Raw genomic sequence first — 22,227 nt, 5'->3', positions numbered from 1 at the left:
ATGCCATTGCCGCCGGACGCTTCAAGGAGCGGCAGCCCCCGGCCATCCGGGGCACAGGCTATGTGGTGCACGCATTGGAGGCGCCGCTCTGGACCTTTGCGACTACCGAGACCTTCCGGGATGGGGCCTTGCGAGCGGTCAACCTGGGCGAGGACGTCGATACCACCGGAGCCATCTATGGCCAGCTCGCCGGGGCCTACTATGGCGGAGAGGCCATCCCCGCGAACTGGCGGGCCTGTCACGCCCGCGCCGAGGAGATTGATGCGATGGCCGATCGATTCCGCGCGCTTTCCGATCGCCTCATTGATTGAGCCCGGACGCTGCCGGCGGTTATGGCGGTTATGGCGGTTATGGCGGTTATGGCGGTTACAGCGCGTTTGAAGCCTCTGTCGCCGTCGGGTTTCCCCGTAGCCGCAATCGGTCATCCCTGGTCTGGGCCCTGATGTGGCGACGGCCCGGATTCGGCCCACATCCGTTACTCGAGAAACTCACGTTAGCGTCTCTTGGATGCGGGGAGTTGTCACTCGACCTGCTTGGCGCGGTGACTCCTACGCCCCATCAGCAGTCACCGACCGATCGAAGGTCAGTGACTCATCGATCCTGTTAGCGGAAAGTCCCTTTCGTTTCGCGAGTGACAGTTCACGACCCAATGCTGTCACTCAAGGCAACGCCGGCAGCGTCCGGTTTGTCCGAAATCCGGACGCTAAAACCGTGAATGGGTGGTACTGGTCTTCGGCGATGATCCACAACTGAGTTCGCCCGGCCGGCAGCCGGGTATGCCCTCAAGCCGGTTGCTCGCAGCGACACGGAAGCTCAAGGGATGTCTTGGACGGAGGAGGTGCTATACAGGATTCTATTATCGGACGAGAGGGGGGGAAGGCTGTCTGAACAGCATTGGTCTGAACGAGCGGAGCATCATTCAGAACATTCGCCACCAAGAGGCCGAAGAAATGTGTCCTAGTCAAGGGTAGTTTAATGGTCTTTGGACCCTGTCGAAACACAACTGGCCTACTCGGGCAGCGATTCCCGCTTGCTCTAAAAGTCCTTTATTATCAGTTGCTTGAAAATTACGCTTTCGTAAACTTTTAATGTAAATATCTTTTTATATCAAAGATATAAGGTATTTCAGGGAGGCGTGACCGAATATTTACTTTCAGGGCGGGAACCCCTGTTACTCGGGGAACCTTCTTGACAACGCCCCGTCTCACGGCTGGTAGCTGATACACGTAGTTTCTACAAACCGGTTGACTGTCTCCGACGCGCGAGCGCGGTAACCAGCGGGTTGGCACTGAGGCCATGACCGATGATGCTCAGCACCACCGTGCACACCACGATGCTGCTCAGGGTCTGTGCGCCGGGCAGGTTTTCACCCAGCACGATCACGATGAACACGATGCTGGCCAGGCCGCGCGGGCCGAACCAACCCATGAAAAGCTTCTCGTCCTTGCGCAGGCCGGTGCCGGATAGCGCCAGGAACACCGGCAACATGCGGATCAGAGTCAGGCTGAGCAGGGCGTAGAGCACGACCGCCCAACTGAATCCGCCGACGGCCTGGCCGACCACCGCGGCGCCGAACACCACCCAGGTCAGCAGCGCCAGGGTGTCACCGGTTCCTTCGGCGGCCAGCAGCAGCGCGTGTTTGTGCGACTTCGTCGACCAGCCGAATAGTAGGCCACCGGCGAAGGCGGCGATGAAACCGCTGCCGCCCAGTGTCTGCGCCAGGGCGAAGCAGGCCGTCGCCAACGCGACAACGGGCAACTGGCGCCAGGTCTCGGTCACCCAGCCCCGGTCGACGCACAGCTTCAGCAGCCAGGCGCCGACCAACGTCAGCCCGATGCCGACCGCGACGCCGATGCCGATCTCCTCGGCCAGCAGATGCAGGGCGAGCGCCCCGGTGCTGTCATGCGCGTTGGTGCCGGCCACCAGCGCCAGGAAGACGAACAGGATGGGCACGCAGATGCCGTCGTTCAGGCCGCTCTCGACGTTCAGCCCCTCGCGGATCTTGGGCGGGACCGATTCAGCAGTGACCACCGCCTTGCCGAGTGCGGCATCGGTCGGCGCCAGCATGGTTGCGAGGATCGCGATCTCCAACAGCCCCAGGCCATCGAACACCAGTACGCCGACGCCGAAACCGAGCAGGATGGTCAGCGGCAGGCCGATCAACAGCAGACGTCGCGGGATGCGAATACTGCGCTCCAATACACCGAGGTTGGCGTTCGAGGCGTCGGTGAACAGCACCAGTGCCAAGGTGAGTTCCGCCAGGGAGCGCAGGCCCTCGGTGTCGACGTTCAGGTGCAGCAGATCGATACCCATCGGCCCGAGTGCGAGGCCGAACGCGGTGAATACCAACGCGCCGTTGATCGGCGTTCGTTCCAGACGGCCAGCGACGACGCTGTAGAGGAAGACGAAGGCGGCGAGGATGGACAGGTTTTCGTACATTGTCTCAGCGAGAGAGGGCGTGATGGCTAGCGTGCAGGGTCACCGTCCACCGGAAACTCCCAGGTAACCCGACTGGTCTTGATCAGCTCCCGGCCAGGCTTGCCTAACTGTTTGCCGTAGCGAATCAACTGGATCAGGTCGGAACTGACCTGCGGATTGGTGATGAAATAGGAGTGGCCGAACAGGTCCGAGCGCTTGCCTTCGTAGGTGATGACGTCGATGTGACCGACCGCTTCAAAATAACGTTGAGCCTTATCCGGGATGTCCTCCGGGCGCAGCTGACCGACCCGGTTGCGACTGCGGAACAGGATGCGGGAGACCAGCAAAGCACGATCCTCGGGCGAGGCATAGATGGTCAAGCGGCCTTGGAGAACGCGGGGCAGCCGCCCCTCCGGCCAGACCGTCATCAGCTCCGGGTCGGAGAGAAAGCTGGTGATCTGCTGACCGGCGATGTCCACGTCGATATCTGGTGACAGCAGGACCAGATTGTCGATCTTGTATTGGTCTCTGGGCTCTTTGCCGGCGGCGATGGACTCTAGCGCCAACTCTTGGACCGCGCGCAGGGTCAGGGCCGTGCCCCGGCTGTGCGCGAGGAGCTGCAGGCGCTCGACGCTGGGGCTATTTGCAAGTATCCGGATGGTCTTCTTGAGATGCGCGACCGCGTAGTCGGCGGACTCGGTGGTGGTGGTGTAGGAAGTCAGGAAATTGCCGGTGCTCGACGCCGGCCAGGTGAAGAAGGCGCAGACCTGCTCGCGGCCGAGGAAGTGACAAAGCTCAGCGGCGGTGAAGGCGGCGGTGGCAAAGGTCTCATTGAATCCGTGAACGTAGAGCAAGACCTCCTTCTTTGGGGCCTGCTCGAGGCGCCGCTCGACCTCGCGCTCCAGCTCGGCCTTGGCGTCGAAGTGGCGCGCAAGTTCGGCACGGTCGCGGACCACCCTGCCATCGTCCTCCCGATAGATCCGGTAGGGCTCCTCGGGAAACACGCCCAGTTGCCGCACCTGGCTCAGCTCGAGATTGACATCCCGGGTACGCTCGGCGAGCTGGCTCTGCTCGCGCAACGTGTTCCAGTCCAGCGCTGGCGTGATGCTCACCTCGGCAGAGCCAAAGGCGATGTGCCGGGCACGTCCTTGGCCATAAAGCAACGGGCCCGTGTCCTTAGCATGCGCCTCGAAGTCCGAGGGCGTCGGCGGGGCGCGGTCCGTGATGAACAGCAGATCCAGGTCCGGGGTCTGTCGGGACTGATCAATCCGATCGAATACCGGCTGCCCGCCCGGAAATTGGTAGAGGGTCGGCGTCGGCATGAGTTGACGCGCGCTGGTGGCACAGCCGCCGACCAGAAGGACGGCAAGCGCCGTGACGACGGTCTTGGCAAGCTTCTTCGATATCGGTCCTCTTACCTGCGCTCCAATGCGAGCATCAACGTCGCCACCAGCGGAAAGTACGGCGCCACGACGGTGAGCTGGTACACCTCTAAGACGACCAGACCCGCCACGACATTTACAGCCAGGCCCGACGCGCGTCGGGCCGAGCAGCGGGCCTATGCTGCTCAAGAAGTCTGCGCGACGCAACGGCGGCACGAAGAGGCTCAAAGAGAACACGACCATCGGCGGCTGCTGCATGGGCTGACAGCGCGGCTTAGGAACCTTGCTCGTTCTCGAGCGCCTTGCGGGTGATCTCCTGGTAGAGACCCACGGCGCGCGTATACAGCGACTGGAGATCCGGTCGCTTATCCACGAAACGCTTGATCTGTTCTGCGTCCCGCATCACCTCGTTGAGATGTGCAAGATCGGTATCGTCGAGTCGCTCGCCGCGCTCGACCTTGGCCTTGATGTCGAGCGCCCGCGGCAGCCGGAACTGCTCGAAGCGCTCGAGAAGGGTAACGATCACGCCATCTTCATGGGAGATTTCGGTCATCTTGTCCTCCGGGTCATGGTCGACTCCTGTGAGTGTGTTGACGGTTGCGTGCCGGATTGCCTGTTCCTCACCGCGACTGGAGCGCAATCGGCCTATGGCTCGGTTTCCAGGACCGACTGCTCCATGGGGTCAGCAATCCTGGGGGATGACCTTGAACGGATAGTCGGGCTCGCGATAGCCCCCCGCCTTCTGCCGTTTCGGCAACTCTACCTTCTTGTGGGGCAGCTTCTTGTACGGAATATGCTTGAGCAGGTGGGTGATGATGTTTAGGCGCGCCCGCTTCTTGTCGTCGGACGGTGCGACGTACCAGGGTGCGAAATCGGTGTCGGTAGCCGCGAACATGGCATCGCGCGCCCGCGAGTAGTCATACCAGCGACTGTAGGACTTGAGATCCATCGGCGAGAGCTTCCAGGTCTTGCGCCCGTCTTCGATGCGTCCCTCCAGGCGTCGCGTCTGCTCCTCCGGACTCACCTCCAGCCAATACTTAAGCAGGATGATGCCGGAATCCACCATCGCCTTCTCGGTCATGGGCACCAACTCGAGAAACCGTTCGGTCTGCTCCTCGGTACAGAAGCCCATGACCCGCTCCACCCCGGCGCGGTTGTACCAACTGCGATCGAAGATGACGATCTCTCCCGCCGCGGGAAAATGACGCATATAGCGCTGGATGTACATCTGCGACTGCTCGCGCTCGGTGGGTGCCGGCAGCGCAACGACGCGGAAGACCCGCGGGCTGACCCGCTCGGTGATCGCCTTGATGGCTCCGCCCTTGCCAGCGCCATCCCGACCCTCGAAGACGATACAGACCTTGAGCCCTTTGTGGATGACCCATTGCTGAAGCTTGACCAGCTCGATATGCAGCTCTTTCAACTCCTCCAGGTATTTCTTGTTCTTCAGCTTCTTCGCATGCTTGCGCTTCTTCGGGGATCTGATCTCGGCTGGCGGCGTATCGTCAGCCAGCGCCTCGTTTTCGGGGGACTCGTCTTGGTCGATAACGTCTGTTTTGTCATTCATTGCGTGCAGTCTCCTCCTGGGTGTTGCTAGATTGCTTGAGGGCGCCAAATGTTTGCAGATGAGTCGAGTTTGTCCTCGTCGTTGCCGTTGCCGTTGTCGTAATCGATTATCCGACCACGATTACGACAACGATCATCGGTCCTAAGCTTGCCAAAGCGGCGATCGCAATGGGGCGGTAAGCTGACAGTTACGTAAACTCTCGCAACCAGACCCCATCATGCGCCCGACGCCGGCGACGCCGGAACCGGAGACGCTTCCTCGTTGGCGGGCGGCTCGATGGCGTCGTCCCAAGCCGGCGAGAGCGTCGTCTGCTCGTCGCTGAATGTGCCGCCCAAATCCACCCCCTTGGCCTTTTGGTCCTGAATGAAGGCATCGATCGCGAGTTTGACGGAGTCGAAGTGTCGGACCTCGCTCGCCGCTCGACGCGCCTCCACGAACCCCGGCTCGAAGAAGCGCTCAAGGTAACGCTTCATCCGCACGACGGCCAACGTCACGCCCGCTCGGGCAAGCTCCTCGCGCAACTCATCAACCTTGCGCAAACCGGTGACGTCGACCAGATTGATCGGGCTGGCGTCGACCACCAACCATCGCACCCGCGGCTGCTGCGCGGCGACCACGGCAAGAACCCGCGACTTGAAGTAGTCCGCGTTAAAAAACACGATATTGGACTCGAAGCGGTAGAGCGCGAGTCCGGGCAAGGTCTTCGCGTCCGGGTAGTCCGAGACGCTGTGAAAGCCCTTGCGCCCGGCGACGCGGCCGAGCACCGCGTCATTCGGACGAGAGCCCACGCTGAGCAACCAGATCAGCGATAGCGCGACCGCCAGCAACACGCCCGGCAGCACGCCCAACAGCAGCACACCCGCCGTGGTCGCCACCGACATCAGAAACTCGCGCCGGCTGGTGCGATACAGTTCGCGCAGGTCGGCGAAATCGAACAGACCCACCGCCGAGACCAAAATCACCGCGGCCAGCGCCGTCGTCGGCACAAAGGCGAGCGGCGCGGTCATGAAGATCACCACTAGCAGCATCGCACCGCCGGCCACCACGCCCACCAACTGCGTCTTGCCGCCCATGGCGTTGTTCACCGCCGTGCGCGAATCGGCACCGGTCACCGGGAAGCCCTGCGCCAGTCCCGATGCCAGGTTGCAAGCGCCGAAGGCGACCAGTTCCTGGTTGGCATCGATGCCGTAACCGTTGCGCCGGGCAAAGCTCTTCGCGGTCAGCACCCCACTGGTAAAGCTCACCAACACCAAACCAGCGGCGTCGGCCAGCAGTTCCCCGATCACCGAGCCATCGAAGCTGGGCAAGGACAGCGACGGCAGACCCGACGGCACGTCGCCGAGCACCGCTACGCCGGCCTGATCCAGACCGAGCCAATGCACCAGCAAGATGCTCACCACCACGACCACGAACGCCCCCGGCAGCCGCGGTAGAAAGCGCATCACCAGGATCAGCATCGCCAACATCGCGATGCCCAGCAGCGCGGTCGGCCAGTGGCTTTGGTCGAAGTCTTGGAACAGTTCCAGCACCTTGCCCAAGAACTCCGGACTGCTGCCGCTGTAGCCGAACAGCTTGGGCAACTGGCCGACGATGATCAGCAGGGCAATCCCATTCAGATAGCCGGTCAGGATCGGCTGCGACAGAAAATTGGCCATGAACCCGAGCCGGCCGAGTCCCGCAAGCACGTACAACAGCCCGGTCATCAGGGTCAGCCCCAACAGCAGCATCGTGTAACGTTCCGCATCGCCGCCCGCCAACGGCGCCAGGGTCGCCGCCACCAGAATACAGGTCGCCGCGTCCGGACCGGTCATCAACTGCCGGGACGAGCCGAACAGCGCGTATGCGAACAACGGAAAGATGGCCGAATACATGCCGACGATCGGCGGCACACCCGCCAGATCCGCGTAGGCAATGCCGACGGGCAGCGCAATGGCCGCCACCGACAGGCCGGCGGCGATGTCCTTCGGCAACCAGGCCGGCTGATACTGCGCCAGCGCGACCAAACCGGGGGCCGTGCGCTGAATCAGGTGGCGCATCCCGTGAGCGGATTGTGTTTGCGACATAGACGTCATTCTCTCCTCAGATCGATCGAGTCAGACAGTCGATACGCCACTTCAAGACGACCGGCATCCGGAACCATCACCGAGTTGCTCAAACACCGACTGGGCTCGACCATAATTCTAGCGAGCAGATCGCCAAGGCCGCGCTGTCATCCCATCCTTGCCTTACCAGTCCAAGGCTGGAAGTCGCGCCCATGGAAATCTCCGTGGAAGCGATTTGCAATTGCGACGACGGCCACGACAACGGATCTCGGCGTAGGTCAGCCGCCATGGGTAACAGCGCCGCCCTGCCGACCCCGTCCGAACCAGCGCGCCGCCAGCAGCGCTGCCGCCACCATGATCGGCAGCCCCAGCACCACCATGATCATCGCCTGCTGATCGGTGCCGCCGGTCGCGAACAGCGGCGCGATCGCCGCCCCGAGATTGCGCGTCGTCATGCCGGTGCTGAGCACGATGCGCTTTGGATAATCGAGGCCGAAGGCGAACCAATAGGACAGCACGGCCAGCACGACGAAGTAGAGCAGCAAGGCCGCCACCGCGAGGTTTCCCGGCACGTCGAACAGGGCCTCGCCATACACGACGAGGAGCAGCACGGCGGTGGCCAAGGTCGCGACACCGGTGATCTTCTTGACTGCGGGCTGGACCTTGGCCGCGCCGGTCGCCGACCAGTGACGCGTCAGCATGCCGATCACGAGCGGCAGCAGGATGATCGCCAACAGCGGCCTGGCGATCTGCCAGGACGTGACGCTGAGCCCCTGAACCAGCAACGGCAGGGCGAACGGCATGACGACCACGGTGCCGACCGCGGTCAGCAGCATCAGCGCGGCCGTATAGCCCAAATCCCCCTTGGCCTTGTCGACGATGGGGGGGAGGAAGGGCGCACAGGGCGCCAGACCCATCAGGATCAGTCCGATCGCATAGGCTCGATCCAACGGGATCAGCAGCGAGACGCCGACCGCCAGCGCCGGACTCAGGACGAAGCCCCACAGCAGCGTGTAGATCACGAAGCGGGTATCGCGCAGCCCGCCGAGTGCGGCGCGCGGGTCGAGCCGCAGGCCCATGTCCAGCAGGTTGCCGGCCATGAAGACGACCAGCGCGACCTTCAGTGCAAGGTCGAAACTCTCCGGCATCATCGTTGCTCCTCGACCTGTTGAGGGAACGCGGCATTGCGCGGGGTTGCGGACCCTGGTCGATCCCCGCGTTCGCGCGCACTCGCCGGGGTCAGCCCACGCTCCAGCAGGTCCGTCATGTGCGTCGGCAGGCGCGCGCGCACGAAGTCTCGGTGGGCAGCGGTCCAGGCGGTCAGCCCGCCCTCGCTGCACGGCAGCAGCGGGTGCTCCTTGACGACGGTACCGGTGATGATCAGCCGCCGCAGCCCGTCCTGGTCCTCCAGCCGGATGGCCCCGGTCGGGCAGACCTGGGTGCAGGCCCCGCAGCCGATGCAGTGCTCGGCCGGGCGCAGGAAGTCCAGGTAGGCGAGCCGCCCGGCCGGGGTATCGGACATGCGCAGGGCCTCCACGCCCATCTCGCTGCACGCGGCCATGCACAGACCGCAGCCGATGCAGACATCGCAGCGCAGGCAGCGGCGGGCCTCGTCGTGGGCCATGGCGTCGGTCAGTCCCGCCTCGATGCGGACATAGTTGCCCTTGCCCACGGTCTCCTCGACGCTGCGCTCGGGCATGCTCGCCCGGCGCAATCGAGTGCGGTCGGGGGCGGCAACCGCGAGCGGAACGACCTCGGCACGGCGCACCGGTCGGCCGACGGCAGGGTCGATGGGCGCGCTGCGCAGATAGGCGTCGATGCCGGCGGCCGCGAGTTTGCCGGCGCGGATCGCCTCCACCGCGGTGCGCGGCCCATGCTGACCGTCGCCGCCGGCAAAGACGCCGGGTACCCGGGTCATCTTGGTGTTGGGGTCGGCGACCGCGAAGCCGCGCTGGCTCTCGACCGCACTGCCCTCGAGCAGTGCAATGTCGGTGCCCTGGCCGGTCGCGAGCAGCACCTGATCGGCCTCCAGGGTCAGCAGTCGGCCGGCGTCGAACTGCGGGTCGAAGCGACCGCTGTCGTCCTTGACCCGCTCGCAGAACTGAAACACCGCCGTGCCCTCGGCGTCGATGCGCAGCGGACCCCAACCGGGATGCAGTTGCACGCCCTCGGCCACGGCCAGCTCGATCTCGTGGGGGCTGGCCGGCATCTCGCGGCGCTTCTCCAGCGAGACCAGGTCCACATGCTGCGCGCCCTGACGCAGGGCCGTGAGCGCGACGTCGATGGCGACGTTGCCGCCGCCGATGACCACCACCCGCGGCCCGACATGCACCGCCTCGCCACCGCGCACGGCGTGCAGGAAGTCGAGACCGCCGAGCACGAAGGGCTCATGGACCCCTTCGATCGGCAGCAGGCGCGCGACCTGGGTGCCGAGGCCGATGAACACGGCGTCGTAGTCCAGGCGGAAACGCTCCAGGCTGTCGATCTTCACGCCAGTGTGGATCGGGATGCCGAGCACGCGGATCTGCTCGATCTCCTGCTCCAGCAGGTCCGGCGGCAGGCGGTAGGCCGGAATGCCGTAACGCAGTTGGCCGCCGGCGTGCTCCTTGGCCTCGAACATCTCCACCGCATGGCCCTTTAGGCGCAAGTAGTAGGCCGCGGTCAGGCCCGTCGGGCCGGCGCCGATGATGCCGATGCGCTTGCCAGTGTCGGCTGCGATCTCGGGCCGCGGGTAGCCGCCCTCGGCCAGGCAGTGCTCGGCGGCCTTGGACTTGAGCGGACGGATGAAGACCGCGCCGTTGCCGCTGCCGCGCACGCAGGCGGATTCGCAAGGGGCCGGGCAGACCAGTCCGCAGGTGAGCGGCAGCGGGTTGTCGCGGCGGATCACCTCGATGGTGGCGCGATAGTCGCCATGGCCGAGGTGGGCGATGAAGCTCGGGATGTCGATGTTGGCCGGGCAGGTGTTGTGGCAGGGCGCGGCGTGCCGTTGCAGAAGGTCGATACAGATGCCCTCCGGGCAGGACTCGCGCCGGGCGTGGGCCTCCCATTGGGCGCGGAAGTGCTGGAGCGAGCTGCCCAGCGTCCAGGCCGCGGCGAGCCCGCGCGCCCCCAGCTCCAGCGCAATCTCATCCAGGGCCGCGAGCTGCCCCGGCGTTCCGCGGCCCAGGCTGATCTCGGTGGTGATGCGCGCGGCGCGCGCCAGCAGACCGCGCACCTCGGGCGCCTCGTCCTCGGCGAGCAGCCAGTGTCGATAGAGCGCACGCCGGGTCTGGCGCAGCAGACAGACGCCATCGGCCAGCACCATCAGGCTCGCCGGGGCCGGCACGACGCCGGCATCGGCCAGCGACAGCGGGTCGGCGTCCCGATCGGCTGCGGACAGCGGCAGGAAGCCGCCCAGGCCGTCGTCGAAGACGAGCACCGGATCGGCACCGTCGACCTCTATGCCGCCTTGGCCATCGCCGCCCCAGCCCGCGATCTGCTCCTGCAGATTGCCGCCGTACTTGAGTTCCACCAGCCCGCGCTCGCGCAGGCCGCGGCGCAGCGTCAGCAGTGCGCCATCGCCTTCCGTGACACCGGCGAACAGCAGCGCGATGCGGCACCAGGTCTCGGGGCTGTGCGCTAGGCGCGCGCCGCCAGCCGCGTGCTCTACCTCGGCCGGCTCGGCCCAGCAGCTGGGCCGGCAGTCGCGCCGAACAACGATCTCGGTCCGCGGCACGCTGATTTGGGCCAGGGTCCGGATGCCGTCGACCGTGTTCAGGAAGGCTGCCTCAGCGCCGTTGAGCTCGGGCGGCAGCCACAGCTCGATCCGGCTGCTGTCGCGCAGCCCCATGGCGATCAGCAGACCCTCGGCGAGCCGCCAGGGCGCGCCGCCGAGCACCGCCGCCGAGCCGCGGACGCGCGGGTCGCGATCGGTGGCGTCGATCACCAGCATCGAGCCGTCCCGCCCCTCGGGGCGGGCACCGCGCAGGAACTGGCGCCAGGCTTGGTAGACCGGCTCGCCGGCACCGCCGCACTCGGCGAGACCCGAGTGTTTCAAGAGCGCCAGCCGCTGCATCGGCGACATCGCCCGGGCGTGGGTCAGACCCGGCAATGCGGCCTCCAGGGTCGGCGCCGGCGGCAAGGCACCGGCGAGGGTCGCGGCGTCCGCATCCAGCCAGTCGGGGAGTCGCACCCGTGACGGATCGAGCGCGCTCATGGCCGCACCTGCGGGTCCGGGATTCGGTCGGGGGTCTGGTGCGCCGAGGATTCGGGCAGCGGCTCGGCCATCAGTTGCCGCGCATAGCGCTCGCGGCGCGGGTCGGGCACCTCGTTGGCCAGGCCAAAGGACAGGCAACCGGTCAGGCACTTGGTGACACAGGCGGGCTTAAGGCCCGCATCGATGCGGTCCATGCAGTAGTCGCACTTGACGACCTTGCCCGTCGCCGGGTCCCACTGCGGCGTGCCCCAGGGACAGGCCATGATGCAGCTCTTGCAGCCGATGCAGCGGGTCGCCTCGATGTGCACGATGCCGTCCTTCTCGCGTCGCTGCATAGCCCCGGTTGGACAGGCGTGGATGCACCAGGCATCCTCGCAATGGAAGCAAGGCATGAACACGTGCCGCTCCCGCGGCATCCCGCCGACATCGACGGGGCCGGAGCTGATGATCTTGCACGGCGAGGGGCCGGGCCCCAAGCCCTTGTTGGTCTTGCAATGGACCTCGCAGGCCTGGCAGCCGATGCAGTTGGCCTCGTCGTGCCGAAGTGCGTACTTGCTCATCGGGCCACCTCCTGCTCGTGCTCTGGCGCGGGCCGGATACGGACAATGGTTTCGGTGAGCGCGTTGCCGCCGCCGGCAGGGTCGAACTCGTAGAGCTTGCCGTGCTGCAGACGCTGGTCGGCGATGCCCCTGCCGAGGGCGCGGGTCGCCACCGGCACGGTGGCTCCATAGCCGTGCAGCAGGAAGGCCGCCTCCGGGTGGATCCAGGGCGTCACATGTGCCTTGAGACGGCCGCTGTAGGCGCCGCCGCTGATCTCCACCATGTCGCCGTCGCGCACGCCCAAGGCCGCGGCGCGCTCGGGGTGCAGCCAGACCTGCTGCTCCGGGGCGATCTCGTTCAGCAGCGGGTTATTCAGCGACTGGCCGTGGGCCAAGGTCGGTGGGCGGCCGAACAGCAGCGTGAACGCATCGCCGGTCGGTGCCTCTCTGGGCTCGTAGGGCGGCAGCACCGGCAGCCCGGCGGCCGCGAGCAGTGAACTGTCGATCTCGATCTTGCCCGACGGGGTCGGGAAGCGCAGCTTGTCACGTGGCGTGATGCGCGGCACCTCGGCCAACGGGACGATGCCGGTCTCGCGCAGCTCCGCCACCGTGACCCCGGTGCCCTCGAGCTGCCAGTTCCACAGCTCCTCGATGGTCTCGAAGTCCAGCGCCTCTTTCTGCCCCATACGGCGCAGGATCTCCCGGAAAATCCACCAGGCTGGGCGACTGTCGAAGCGCGGCGCCACCGCCTGGTCGCGCATCAGCATCACCGGCACCGGGCCTGGGAGCTGCGTCAGGATGTTGGCGCGCTCCAGATAGGTGGACTCAGGCAGAATAACGTCCGCGTACCAACCGGTCTCGCAGTAGCGCACGTCGATCGAGACGAGCAGATTGAGCTTGTCCAGCGCCCGTTTCAGCGCCTCGGTGTCGGGCATGGCCGTGAGCGGGTCGTGGCGATAGGCGATGTAGGCGCCGATCCCATAGGGCTGCCCGGTCTCCATGGCGGCGAACAACTGGTGCAACATGCCGATGGACGGGTCCCAGGTGGGCCGCGTGGTGCCGGCCCCGTCCACCCGTGGCTCGGTGACCTTGGGCACGCGCGTCGTCAGCGCTTGCAGACTCTTGCGGCCGTAATACTCCGGCGGCTTGGCGATGATGTAGCCGCCGGGGCACTCCAGATTGCCCATCAGGGCGTTCAGGATCAATGCGGTGCGGCTGACCTGGAACGACTGCTTGTGCCGCGCCGTCATCCAGCCCGGATTGAACAGCACATGCGGCATCTGGCCAGCGATCTCGTCGACGAAGGCGCGCAGTTCCGCGGCCGGGATGCCGGTATGGGGTGCCTGCCACTCGGGCGTGCTGTCCTTTACCGCCTTGCGCAGAACGTCCATCCCCAACACGAAGCGGTCGACAAATGCCTTGTCGTAGCACTCGCGTTTCAGGATCTCGTGGATCAGCGCCAGATTTAGCGCATAGTCGCTGTTCGGGCGGACTTGCCAATAGCGACTGGCCTTGCAGGCGGTCTTGCTAGCGCGAGGGTCGATGTAGGTCACCCGCATGCCGCGGGACACGGCCGCCATGAAGCCCTTGGCCTCCTTGACCATCAGGGATTCGATGATGTTGCGCCCGTACAGGACCAGGTGCTTGGTGCGCATCAGGTCCGGGATCAGCCCGGCGTGGCTGAAGCCATAGGTGGCGCGGGCGGCGTTGTGCACGTTGCCGCCGCAGGTGGCGTCGTGGTTGAAGTAGTTGGGCGAGCCCAGCGCGGTCACGAAGGTCCTGGTCAGATCGACGAAGGGACCGCCGCGATCGGACAGGGCAATGCCGCGCGAGCCATGCTCGGCCATGGTTTCCTGGAGCTTCTCGGCGATGTAATCCAGGGCCTCGTCCCAGGAGGCCCGGCGCCAGCGCCCCTCGCCGCGCTCGCCGAGGCGTATCAGCGGTGTCTGCGGCCGCTCGTCGTCGGCCTCCAGCGCAAGCCCGGCGGCGCCCTTGGCGCATAGACTGGCGCCGATTGCCACATCATGGGGGTTGCCCTGCAGCCAGGTGGCGCGGCCATCCTCGACCGTCACCTCCATTGGGCAGCGCACGGCGCACATGCCGCACAGGCTGTAAACGGTGCGTCGACCGGGGGTTCCGACGCCTTGGGCATTGGGTGCCATGGCTGCATTCATCGCGTGCTCTCGGGTGTTAGTTGGCCGTCCGCCTCCCAGCGCGCGTGGGCTGCCTGGATGATGGCGATGGCTTGGTCGACGTTCTCGACGCATTGCGGGATCTGCATATCCGCGGCATTGGCCAGCTCGAACCCCGGCCGCAGCATCCACTCCGCAGCCCAATCCACTAGGCCCTGCCACATGTGCCCAGTGAAGACCAGCGGCGTGTCGGTCAGGATTTGCTTGACCCCTTCCTCATCGGCGAGGCTGACCGTGGTCGGCTTTTTTGTCGATTGATCGTTCATCGGTAGCATGCCCTTCTCTTGGGTGTTCGGTGGGTCATTGGGTGGCCGCCGGGTCATGCCAGCCGCCCGCGGGGGCGATCCCGTCCGCCTCGGTGGGCCCCCAGGTGCCGACGGCATAGTCGTACACCGGGGTCATGCTACTCAGCACCGGATCGACGATGCGCCAGGCCTCCTCGACGTAGTCTTCGCGGGCGAACAGGGTGGCGTCGCCCGCCATTGCATCGGTGAGCACCCGCTCGTAGGCGTCCTTCTCGTCGCTGATGGGGGTGGGCTCGCCGGCCAGCTCCCTGACCGAGCCGGTCATGGTCTCGTCGTCCGCCCGAATTAGCATGCCGAGCGCGAACTGCACCCGCGGGCTGATGCGAAAGCGCAGGTGGTTGGGGGCGGAGGCCAGGTCCGCGTAGCAGGTGGGCGAGCGACGGAAGCGCACCAGACACTCGGTGCAGGTCGCCGGCAGAGACTTGCCGGCGCGGATATAGAAGGGCACGCCCTCCCAGCGCGGCGAGCGGATGTCCATGCGCAACGCAGCGAAGGTCTCGGTGGTGGAGTCCGCCGCCACCCCCGGCTCGGTCCGGTAGCCCGTGAACTGCCCGCGCACCAGGTGCTCAGGCGCGATCGGCGCAATGGCCTTGAGCACCTTGACCTTCTCGTCGCGGATCGACTCGCTGTCGCGGCGCGCCGGCGGCTCCATGGCAAAGTTGCACAACAGTTGAAACAGGTGATTCTGGATTACGTCGCGCAGCGTTCCGACCCCGTCGTAGAAGGCGCCGCGGCCCTGCACGCCGAAGTCCTCGGCCATGGTGATCTGCACGCTCTCGACGTGGTTGCGGTTCCAGAACGGCTCCAGCAGGGCGTTGACGAAGCGGAAGTACAGCAGGTTCATCACCGGCCGCTTGCCCAGGTAGTGGTCGATGCGAAAAACCGCCGGCTCCGGGAACTGCTCGTGCAGGACCTGATTCAGCGCGCGGGCGGAGGCGAGGTCCGTGCCGAACGGCTTTTCGACGATGACGCGGGCATCACCGGCGCAGCCGGAGGCGCCGAGCTGCTCGATCACTGTCCCGAACAGCACCGGCGGGATGGCCAAGTAGTGCGCCGGGCGGCGCGCCTCGCCCAGCGCGTGTTTGAGTGCGGTGAAGGTGGCAGCGTCCTGGTAGTCCCCATCGACGTAGCGCAGCAGCTCGCAGAGCCGCGCGAAGGCGTCCGGGTCGAGCCCGCCATGCCGCTCCAGGCTGTCCCGCGCCCGCTCGCGCATCTGCTCCAGGGTCCAGCCGGCCTTAGCAACGCCGATCACCGGGCAGTCTAGGCTGCCCCTTTGGATCATCGCCTGCAGCGACGGGAAGATCTTCTTGTAGCCGAGGTCTCCGGTGGCGCCGAAGAAGACCAGGGCGTCGGATTGGGTGTTGCTCATTGGATCGGCCTATTGCGCGGGATTTTCATTGTGACCGCCGAACTGGAAGCGCATCGCCGACGGGGCCTCTGTCTTTTGGTTTTGTGTTTTCATCCTATGAGTGACGGAACGACGCCTGCATCATCGCGGATGTTAGCCGCTTGGGTCTGGCATTCTCCCGACCCCCGCCTGTTTCTGGGGAAAATACGCATCGAGCACATAGAGCGCAGCGACGGCGTAGATCGCCGCCATGCCGAGCTCGCCCAAGCGGTCGGCGAAGTTGGCGCCACCTGCGTCGCTGAAGGGGATGATCGATTCGCCGTAGAGGATCATCACCACGCTCAGGGCAAACCCAGCCAGCGGCGCCCAGGGCGCATCGGACGTAATCATGCGGGCGAGGACCAGGATGACGGCCAGTGTCATCGTTGCAATGAACGGAAAGTGCGGCGCCATGACGGTGAGCTGGTACATCACCAAGGTGACCAGACCCGCCGCGACATTGGCCGCGAGGATGCCCTTGGTGACGGTCAGACCACGCGCCAAGTTGGCGCTGAACGCGTAGATGGCGATGTAGATGGGTGTGTGGACGTTGGTCCAGCCGAAGCTGAAGTAGGCGACCGCGTAGGAGCCGGTGATGGTCGTCAGGATCCAGGCACGCCGGGTCACCTCGGCAGTCGGCAAGACCGGCTTCGGAGCCGGTGCCGGCTCGGTCGGCAGTGGCGGAATCAGGGCGAAGAGGAGCAGCGTCACCGCCAGTGAGATGCCGATGTTGCCGACGAACGAGCCGGCGACATCCCGCGTGATCTCGACCGTGGTGTTCGCGACCATCGGCACCAGCATCAAGCCGACCAGCAGTAGGATCATCACCAAGGACGAGCCACCGTGCAGACCGGAGCGGAAGGTCCAGAACAGCGCGGGGAAGAGCGCGATCAGAAAGAGCGCCGGGTAGGCTTGCGACACGCCTCCCGCGACCAGGCACAGGGCCATGATCAGGACTGTCACCAGGAGGATGCCGACCGCCGCGCGCGGGGTCGGCGCCCTCGGCGCCTGCAGCAAGGGCGCGGTAAAGATGGGCGCGAGATAGGCCAGCGTCCAGTCGTAGGCGAGCGCGATGACGAAGGTGAGGGTGACGCCGAGGCCGAGCCGGAGCGCGCGGCGATCCCAGGTGCGCCGCGCGCTGGCCTGGTCGTCCGCCGGCTCAGGCAGCCCGGTCTCAGTCGGCGGCTCAGTAGGCATAGGAGAGCCAGCTGATCAGCCTGATCCAGACCGCGCCCAAGGCGTTCAGGAATCCGTTGTCCCCGGTGTAGACGATGACGTTGGCCTGGCCGTTGAGATTGCGCCGGATGTCCGCGTTCTCGCTGCCGATCTCATAGCCCAGCATGCGGATACGCACCGGAAAGCGCTGTGGGTCGCGCAGCCAGGCCTGCTCCTTCGGCACACTCGGCAGGCTGCCGGGCGAGTCGGGGCCGACGGACGCGGCGTTGGTGATGCTGCTGACCTCGCCCTTGAAGATCCGGCCCGGATAGAGATCCAGCACCATGTCCACCGGATCGCCGACCGACACCCGCGCCAGGTTGTTCTCGGTCAGATAGGCCTCGACCCAGACCTCCTCGAAGGACACGAGGTTCATCAGCGCCTGGCCCGCCTTCGCAAAGGTGCCCTCGCCGATCGTCAGATCGACCACGACACCGCGCGAGGGCGCGTGCAGCTCGGTCCATTCCAGATTGAGTTCCGCCTCGCCGAGCTGGGCGATGGCGGAGCGGATCTGCGGGTTATCCGCTCCCTTGTCGCCCAGCTGTTGGCGCGCCTTTTCGAGATCCGCCCCCGCCCCGGCCACTTTGCTCTCGGCGGCGGCCAGGTCGGCGCGCATGTCGTCTACCTTGGCCTTGGCGACCAATCCCTTCCGGTCGAGCTCGAAGATGCGCACGCTCTGAAGCTCGGTGTTCTTGAGGCCGATCTCCGCCTGGGTGAGATTGGCCTGGGCGATCTCGACCTGGGACGAGCTGGCGCCGACGGACTGGGTCGCGGATTGCAGGGCGGAACGCGCCTTCTCCACTTCCAATGCGAAGGGTCGCTGATCGATCCGGGCGAGCAGGTCGCCGCCCTCGACGAGCTGCGCGTTGGTTACCGCCAGCGCGGCGACGTAGCCGGAGACCTGCGGCACCACCTCGATCACGATCGCCTTGACCCGCGCGAGCGACGTGTAGGGCGTGATGCGGTCGGCGAACAGGTACCAGACGAACAGCAGCAGTGCCAGGAGGGTGACGAGTCTTGTGGTCGTTTTCATCAGTTGGCCTGCCATGGGTGTGTGATTGTTTCAGGTCTCATCTGCATCCGGCAAAGACATCAGGGAGGCGAAGGTGACCCGGCTCAGGTCCGAATGCCGCCCGCCGGCGCCGCGCTGCGGGGCCGTCAGTCAACATCGGCATCCGCAATCTTGGTGTCGCGACTGAGGCGCTGGCCCCGAATCGCCGTGGCGACCGCCTTGCTGGCGATGGCGACATAGAGGCCGGTCGCGCCAACGCCGATAATCGCCGACGCGACGCTGGCAATCCGGCCGAGGGTCGTCACCGGCGTGATGTCGCCGTAGCCCACGGTCAGTCCGGTGATCAAGGTGAAATAGGCGGCGTCCCCCAGGGTCCAGTCTTCCGCCCAGGCCAGCGTGAGCCCCAACAGCATCAGGAGCAGGCACAGGAACACGAAGACGTGCCGAACGAAGCGGGCGATCACATAAAAGTTGTTTACGAACAGCAATAGATCGCGCATCGTTTTGCAGCCCTCGCGACCGAGACCAACGACGAGCCCTGAATGGGCGCGTCTTTGTCTCAGCCTAGTTCGCCGCCCCCTTGTCCTTGCCTATTTCGTCGCTCCCTCGCCACGCAATGCGGCGAGGCGCTGGGCCGTCAGCACGGCCCATTTGTCGAATGCGTTTTTCGCATAGGACCAGCCCTGGAAGGCGCTCACGTACCCGTTCGCCCAGGTCTGCGCCGCGCCTGCGGCGCCGGCGTCCAGGTCGGCCGCGTATTTACGGCCGACCTCGGTATCGCGGCACTCGGCCAGGATCTTTCCGGAGGCGCCGTCGACAAACTGCATCTCCATGCCGGTCTCGCCGAGATAGGGGGTCGAGCCGGCGGGCCGGCCGGTCGCCACGCCGGACCCCGCCTCGGCGACGAAGCCGTAGGGCACCACCGATCCTGCGACGCTGCGGGTCACATCGGTGGGGACGAGATTGGTCAGCGCGATACGCAGTGCGAGCACCCCTGGTCCCGACTGATCGACCACCTGCATCTGCGGCTTCAGCGCCTTCACAAGCGACGCATGGAAATAGTCCGTCAGCATCTTCAGATCGGTCGGGTCGACGGCCTCCTGCTGGCCGGGCTTCAGGCTGACCTTGATCCGCGCGATCAGCACCTTGTCGTATTGCTTGGCATTGAGGCTCGGCTGCCGCCAGCACTGGACGCCTTGCGTCCAGGAGACGGGGGCCAGGCGGCCGTAGTCCGACAGGAAGCCGCTCTGCGTCACGCGGGTCGGGTCGCTGGCGGTGACGCTGGTGCCGTCGCCGAGGAGGCTGGAATCCGTGGCGCAGCCGCTCACCAGAGCCGCCGCGGCAAAGGCAATAACGCAAGACAGCCGCACCATCGCGGAACGATTATCGATCATGATCGTCGCTTCTGTGTTGGCTCGAGTCCGGCCCATAGGTCGCACTATTGCGTCTCCTTGGATGCATACTCTTCAAGGATGAGTTTTTCCGGATCGATGTCGTAGACCCAGGGGGCCGAGTTTTTCCAGCCGTTCCGCATCCGCTTCCCGTCAAAGACGCTGTCGGGATCCTTCACCTTGTCGCCTTCGAAACCGTCAATCACGGTGTACACGTTCTCGAAGCCGGCAGCCGCCAACAGGTCGACGGCCTTGGCACTGCGGTCGCCTGAGCGGCAAATGAGCAGCACGGTGTCAGTCGGCTCAACGAATGCTTTAACCTCCTTGACAAAATTCGCGTTCATCTTCGGACCGTATTCGGTCTTGCCGTCCTTCCTCTGATAGGTGACAAAGGCGAAGGGGATGTTCCATGCCATCTCCGGGTGACCGACAAAGGCGTATTCTTCCGGGGTCCGCACATCGATGAGCGTTAACTTGTCCGGTGCGGCTTTCAACTTCTCGTAGGCCTCCGCCGCGCTCATGTAAAGGCCAAGGGTCGTTTGCTTGCGCTCGGGAAGCTGGCTGTAATCGGGTGCCGCGAGCGTCGCCATAGAAGCAAACAGGAATGTGCCAGCAAGGAGGCTCGATAGCCACGTTGGGTTCATCTTCGATTCCTCTCATTGATCGGAGCGCTGTGCGTGGCGACGTCATCAAGTCGCCCCTCGGAATCAGCGTGCGTTTCATCTCGACATCGATTGTCTGGACGAAGGTCGTCACCAATGCCTGCGACCGACGCTGGAATGCCACTCTATCACCTCGTCTGCAACGAAAATTGACACATCAAGACATCTGATAGACTTTTATTGACAAGCATGCCTATGATGGCAAACGCGATCCAGTCGTCGACACCCCGTCCCCATGGCCCGACGCCCAACAGAACCCACACAGGCGGAGACTGAGCTTCGTATCGGCGCCACCATGGCACTTCCGGCGGTGCTCCGGAGCCTGGGGGCAAACCCGGGTGAGGTGCTGGCCGAGGCTGGATTCGACCTCGGCCTGTTCGACAACCCTGACAATCGGATTTCCTACGCGGCGCGCAGCCGTCTGTTGGCGCACTGTGTCGACAGCACCGGCTGCCAGCATCTGGGGCTGCTGGTCGGCCAGCAGGCCGGTCTGCATTCCCTGGGGTTGATGGGCCTGCTGGTGAAATACTCGCCGGACGTAGGGACGGCTTTACGCAGCCTCGTGCGCTTTTTGCATCTCCACGTCCGCGGCGCAGTGGTGAACCTGGAGATGAACGGTAACCTGGCGATTCTGAGTTACGAGATCTATGAACCTGGCGCAGTGGCAACTGATCAGATCGGGGATGGTGCAGTGGCCGCCATGGTCAACATCCTGCGCACGCTGTGCGGCCCGGCATGGAAGCCGACCGAGGTTCGGTTCGCTCACCGCGAGCCGGAGGACGTACGTCCCTTTCGCAGTTTTTTCGGAGCTCCGTTGCTCTTCGATACCGCGCTGAACGCGGTGGTGTTCCCAGTCGATTGGTTGAATCACCCCTTGCCAGGGGCCGATCCCGAGCTACGCTGCTTGTTGCAGGCGCAGATTGATGCGCTCGAGACCGAATACGGCGACGACATGCCTGGACAGGTGCGGCGCGTGTTGCGGACGGCACTGCTGACGGATCAAGCCAGATCAGACCAGGTCGCCAATCTCTTCTCTATCCATAGTCGCACACTCAGTCGTCGCCTGAATGCCTGCGGCACCAGCTTTCAGGCGCTCCTGGATGAGGGCCGCTTCGAGATCGCGCGGCAGATGCTCGAAGACACCCGAATGGAGGTTCACCAAATCGCCGAGACACTTGACTACGCCGACGCGAGTGCCTTCACGCGCGCATTCCGGCGCTGGAGCGGTATCACGCCTGGCCAATGGCGCAAGAATCACAAGGCTGCGAGATCGCGCAGGAAGTAATGTACTGGAACGCATGTGGGAAAATGCGATTCAGGAAACGTCCGAACACTTGGTAACAAATTCGAGGTCCGCTTAATGGCGTTTAGCGGTCGCTCGCGGCGAACGGGTGAGTGTCCGCAGTGGGTCGTGACTTGTCACTCGCGAAACGAGCGGGACTTTCCGCTAACAGGATGGAGCGGACGCCACATGTGACTACGTCAACGACGACTTTCGCCAATTTCGGTCCGCCCCGAGTCTCTGAGCAACCCGGATCGGCCGATCGGCTGCGGCCAAAGGCGTCAGACCGATCCCGGGCGCTCCGCGCATCGAGCACCTCAGCCGCTTGGCACGCCGCGGAGAGCCCCCTCGCACCGTCCTTCTCAGGAGGGGGCCGCTCGCCATGCCCGTCGTCATTCATCACCGGGTCGGCCGAAGCGCTGGATCCAGTGCTCGGCGATCTCGCGCCGACGACAGATCCATACGCCCTCATGGGCCGCGGCATAGTCCAGAAACCGCGCGACGGCTGCGGCACGGGCCGGATGGCCGCTGATGCGGGCATGCAGTCCGATGCTCATGATGGCGGGTCGGTCCGCGCCCTCCGCCCAGAGGACATCGAAGGCGTCGCGCAGCAGGGTGAAGAAGTCGGCGGCCGTGGC

Annotated in this window: 18 protein-coding genes and 1 pseudogene; 2 read left to right on the top strand and 17 right to left on the bottom strand. The window is 65.1% G+C overall.

Annotated elements, in window-relative coordinates:
* Positions 1-311: ADP-ribosylglycohydrolase family protein (locus G3480_RS19005; protein ID WP_206171793.1), on the top strand; the 311-nt coding region annotated here is incomplete at its 5' end.
* Positions 312-1,233: 922 nt separating this feature from the next.
* On the opposite strand, the gene G3480_RS19000 is transcribed toward G3480_RS19005, so the two are convergent.
* The 16 genes from G3480_RS19000 to G3480_RS18925 all read right to left on the bottom strand — a co-directional run bounded on the left by G3480_RS19000 (position 1,234) and on the right by G3480_RS18925 (position 20,289).
* On the bottom strand, positions 1,234-2,439 hold the full coding sequence (locus tag G3480_RS19000) for a cation:proton antiporter (RefSeq protein ID WP_164655464.1): 1,206 nt from the start codon (positions 2,437-2,439) through the stop codon (positions 1,234-1,236).
* Positions 2,440-2,465: 26 nt separating this feature from the next.
* Positions 2,466-4,043: an alpha/beta hydrolase gene (locus tag G3480_RS18995; RefSeq protein WP_240905919.1), complete on the bottom strand. Its 1,578-nt coding sequence runs from the start codon at positions 4,041-4,043 to the stop codon at positions 2,466-2,468.
* Between the two features lie 31 nt (positions 4,044-4,074).
* Positions 4,075-4,353: a hypothetical protein gene (locus G3480_RS18990; RefSeq protein WP_164655463.1), complete on the bottom strand. Its 279-nt coding sequence runs from the start codon at positions 4,351-4,353 to the stop codon at positions 4,075-4,077.
* 129 nt (positions 4,354-4,482) lie between these two features.
* Entirely contained in the window at positions 4,483-5,367 is an 885-nt protein-coding gene (gene ppk2, locus G3480_RS18985; RefSeq protein WP_164655462.1) for a polyphosphate kinase 2, read from the bottom strand.
* Positions 5,368-5,582: 215 nt separating this feature from the next.
* Complete coding sequence (locus G3480_RS18980) at positions 5,583-7,430, bottom strand: SulP family inorganic anion transporter (protein ID WP_164655461.1); 1,848 nt, start codon at positions 7,428-7,430, stop codon at positions 5,583-5,585.
* A 257-nt stretch (positions 7,431-7,687) separates the two neighbouring features.
* On the bottom strand, positions 7,688-8,560 hold the full coding sequence (locus G3480_RS18975) for a bile acid:sodium symporter family protein (RefSeq protein ID WP_164655460.1): 873 nt from the start codon (positions 8,558-8,560) through the stop codon (positions 7,688-7,690).
* A complete protein-coding gene (locus G3480_RS18970) occupies positions 8,557-10,713 on the bottom strand; it encodes an FAD-dependent oxidoreductase (protein ID WP_240905920.1) in 2,157 nt (718 codons plus the stop codon). The genes G3480_RS18975 and G3480_RS18970 overlap by 4 nt, the downstream gene beginning before the upstream one ends.
* Positions 10,714-11,600: 887 nt before the next feature.
* Positions 11,601-12,164 (bottom strand): 4Fe-4S dicluster domain-containing protein, encoded by a 564-nt coding sequence (locus G3480_RS28540; protein ID WP_164655458.1) that lies wholly within the window; start codon positions 12,162-12,164, stop codon positions 11,601-11,603.
* The gene (locus G3480_RS18960) at positions 12,161-14,317 is read right to left on the bottom strand and encodes a molybdopterin-containing oxidoreductase family protein (RefSeq protein WP_164655457.1); all 2,157 of its coding nucleotides are present in this window, start codon (positions 14,315-14,317) and stop codon (positions 12,161-12,163) included. Before G3480_RS18960 ends, G3480_RS28540 begins: the two co-directional genes overlap by 4 nt.
* Positions 14,314-14,610, bottom strand: a complete 297-nt coding sequence (locus G3480_RS18955) for a hypothetical protein (RefSeq protein ID WP_164655456.1) — start codon at positions 14,608-14,610, stop codon at positions 14,314-14,316. Before G3480_RS18955 ends, G3480_RS18960 begins: the two co-directional genes overlap by 4 nt.
* A 25-nt stretch (positions 14,611-14,635) precedes the next feature.
* Positions 14,636-16,009 (bottom strand): glucose-6-phosphate dehydrogenase, encoded by a 1,374-nt coding sequence (gene zwf, locus G3480_RS18950; protein WP_164655455.1) that lies wholly within the window; start codon positions 16,007-16,009, stop codon positions 14,636-14,638.
* A gap of 132 nt (positions 16,010-16,141) precedes the next feature.
* Entirely contained in the window at positions 16,142-17,224 is a 1,083-nt protein-coding gene (locus tag G3480_RS18945; RefSeq protein ID WP_164655454.1) for a DUF2955 domain-containing protein, read from the bottom strand.
* Complete coding sequence (locus G3480_RS18940) at positions 17,214-18,275, bottom strand: HlyD family secretion protein (protein ID WP_164655453.1); 1,062 nt, start codon at positions 18,273-18,275, stop codon at positions 17,214-17,216. The genes G3480_RS18945 and G3480_RS18940 overlap by 11 nt, the downstream gene beginning before the upstream one ends.
* A 125-nt stretch (positions 18,276-18,400) precedes the next feature.
* Complete coding sequence (locus G3480_RS18935; protein ID WP_164655452.1) at positions 18,401-18,754, bottom strand: potassium channel family protein; 354 nt, start codon at positions 18,752-18,754, stop codon at positions 18,401-18,403.
* Between the two features lie 90 nt (positions 18,755-18,844).
* A complete protein-coding gene (locus G3480_RS18930; RefSeq protein ID WP_164655451.1) occupies positions 18,845-19,648 on the bottom strand; it encodes a DUF3313 domain-containing protein in 804 nt (267 codons plus the stop codon).
* A gap of 44 nt (positions 19,649-19,692) precedes the next feature.
* Complete coding sequence (locus G3480_RS18925) at positions 19,693-20,289, bottom strand: rhodanese-like domain-containing protein (protein WP_164655450.1); 597 nt, start codon at positions 20,287-20,289, stop codon at positions 19,693-19,695.
* A gap of 253 nt (positions 20,290-20,542) precedes the next feature.
* On the opposite strand from G3480_RS18925, the gene G3480_RS18920 reads away from it, so the two are divergent.
* On the top strand, positions 20,543-21,592 hold the full coding sequence (locus G3480_RS18920) for an AraC family transcriptional regulator (protein WP_164655449.1): 1,050 nt from the start codon (positions 20,543-20,545) through the stop codon (positions 21,590-21,592).
* A gap of 389 nt (positions 21,593-21,981) precedes the next feature.
* Here the strand turns inward: G3480_RS18920 and G3480_RS18915 are convergent.
* Positions 21,982-22,227: pseudogene (locus tag G3480_RS18915) on the bottom strand (chitin deacetylase); the annotation flags it as partial.

It is taken from the genome of Thiorhodococcus mannitoliphagus (genome assembly GCF_010915725.1).
Lineage (GTDB): Bacteria > Pseudomonadota > Gammaproteobacteria > Chromatiales > Chromatiaceae > Thiorhodococcus > Thiorhodococcus mannitoliphagus.
The sequence above is the reverse complement of the archived record's forward strand: the minus strand, read 5'-3'. Positions and strand labels throughout refer to the sequence as shown.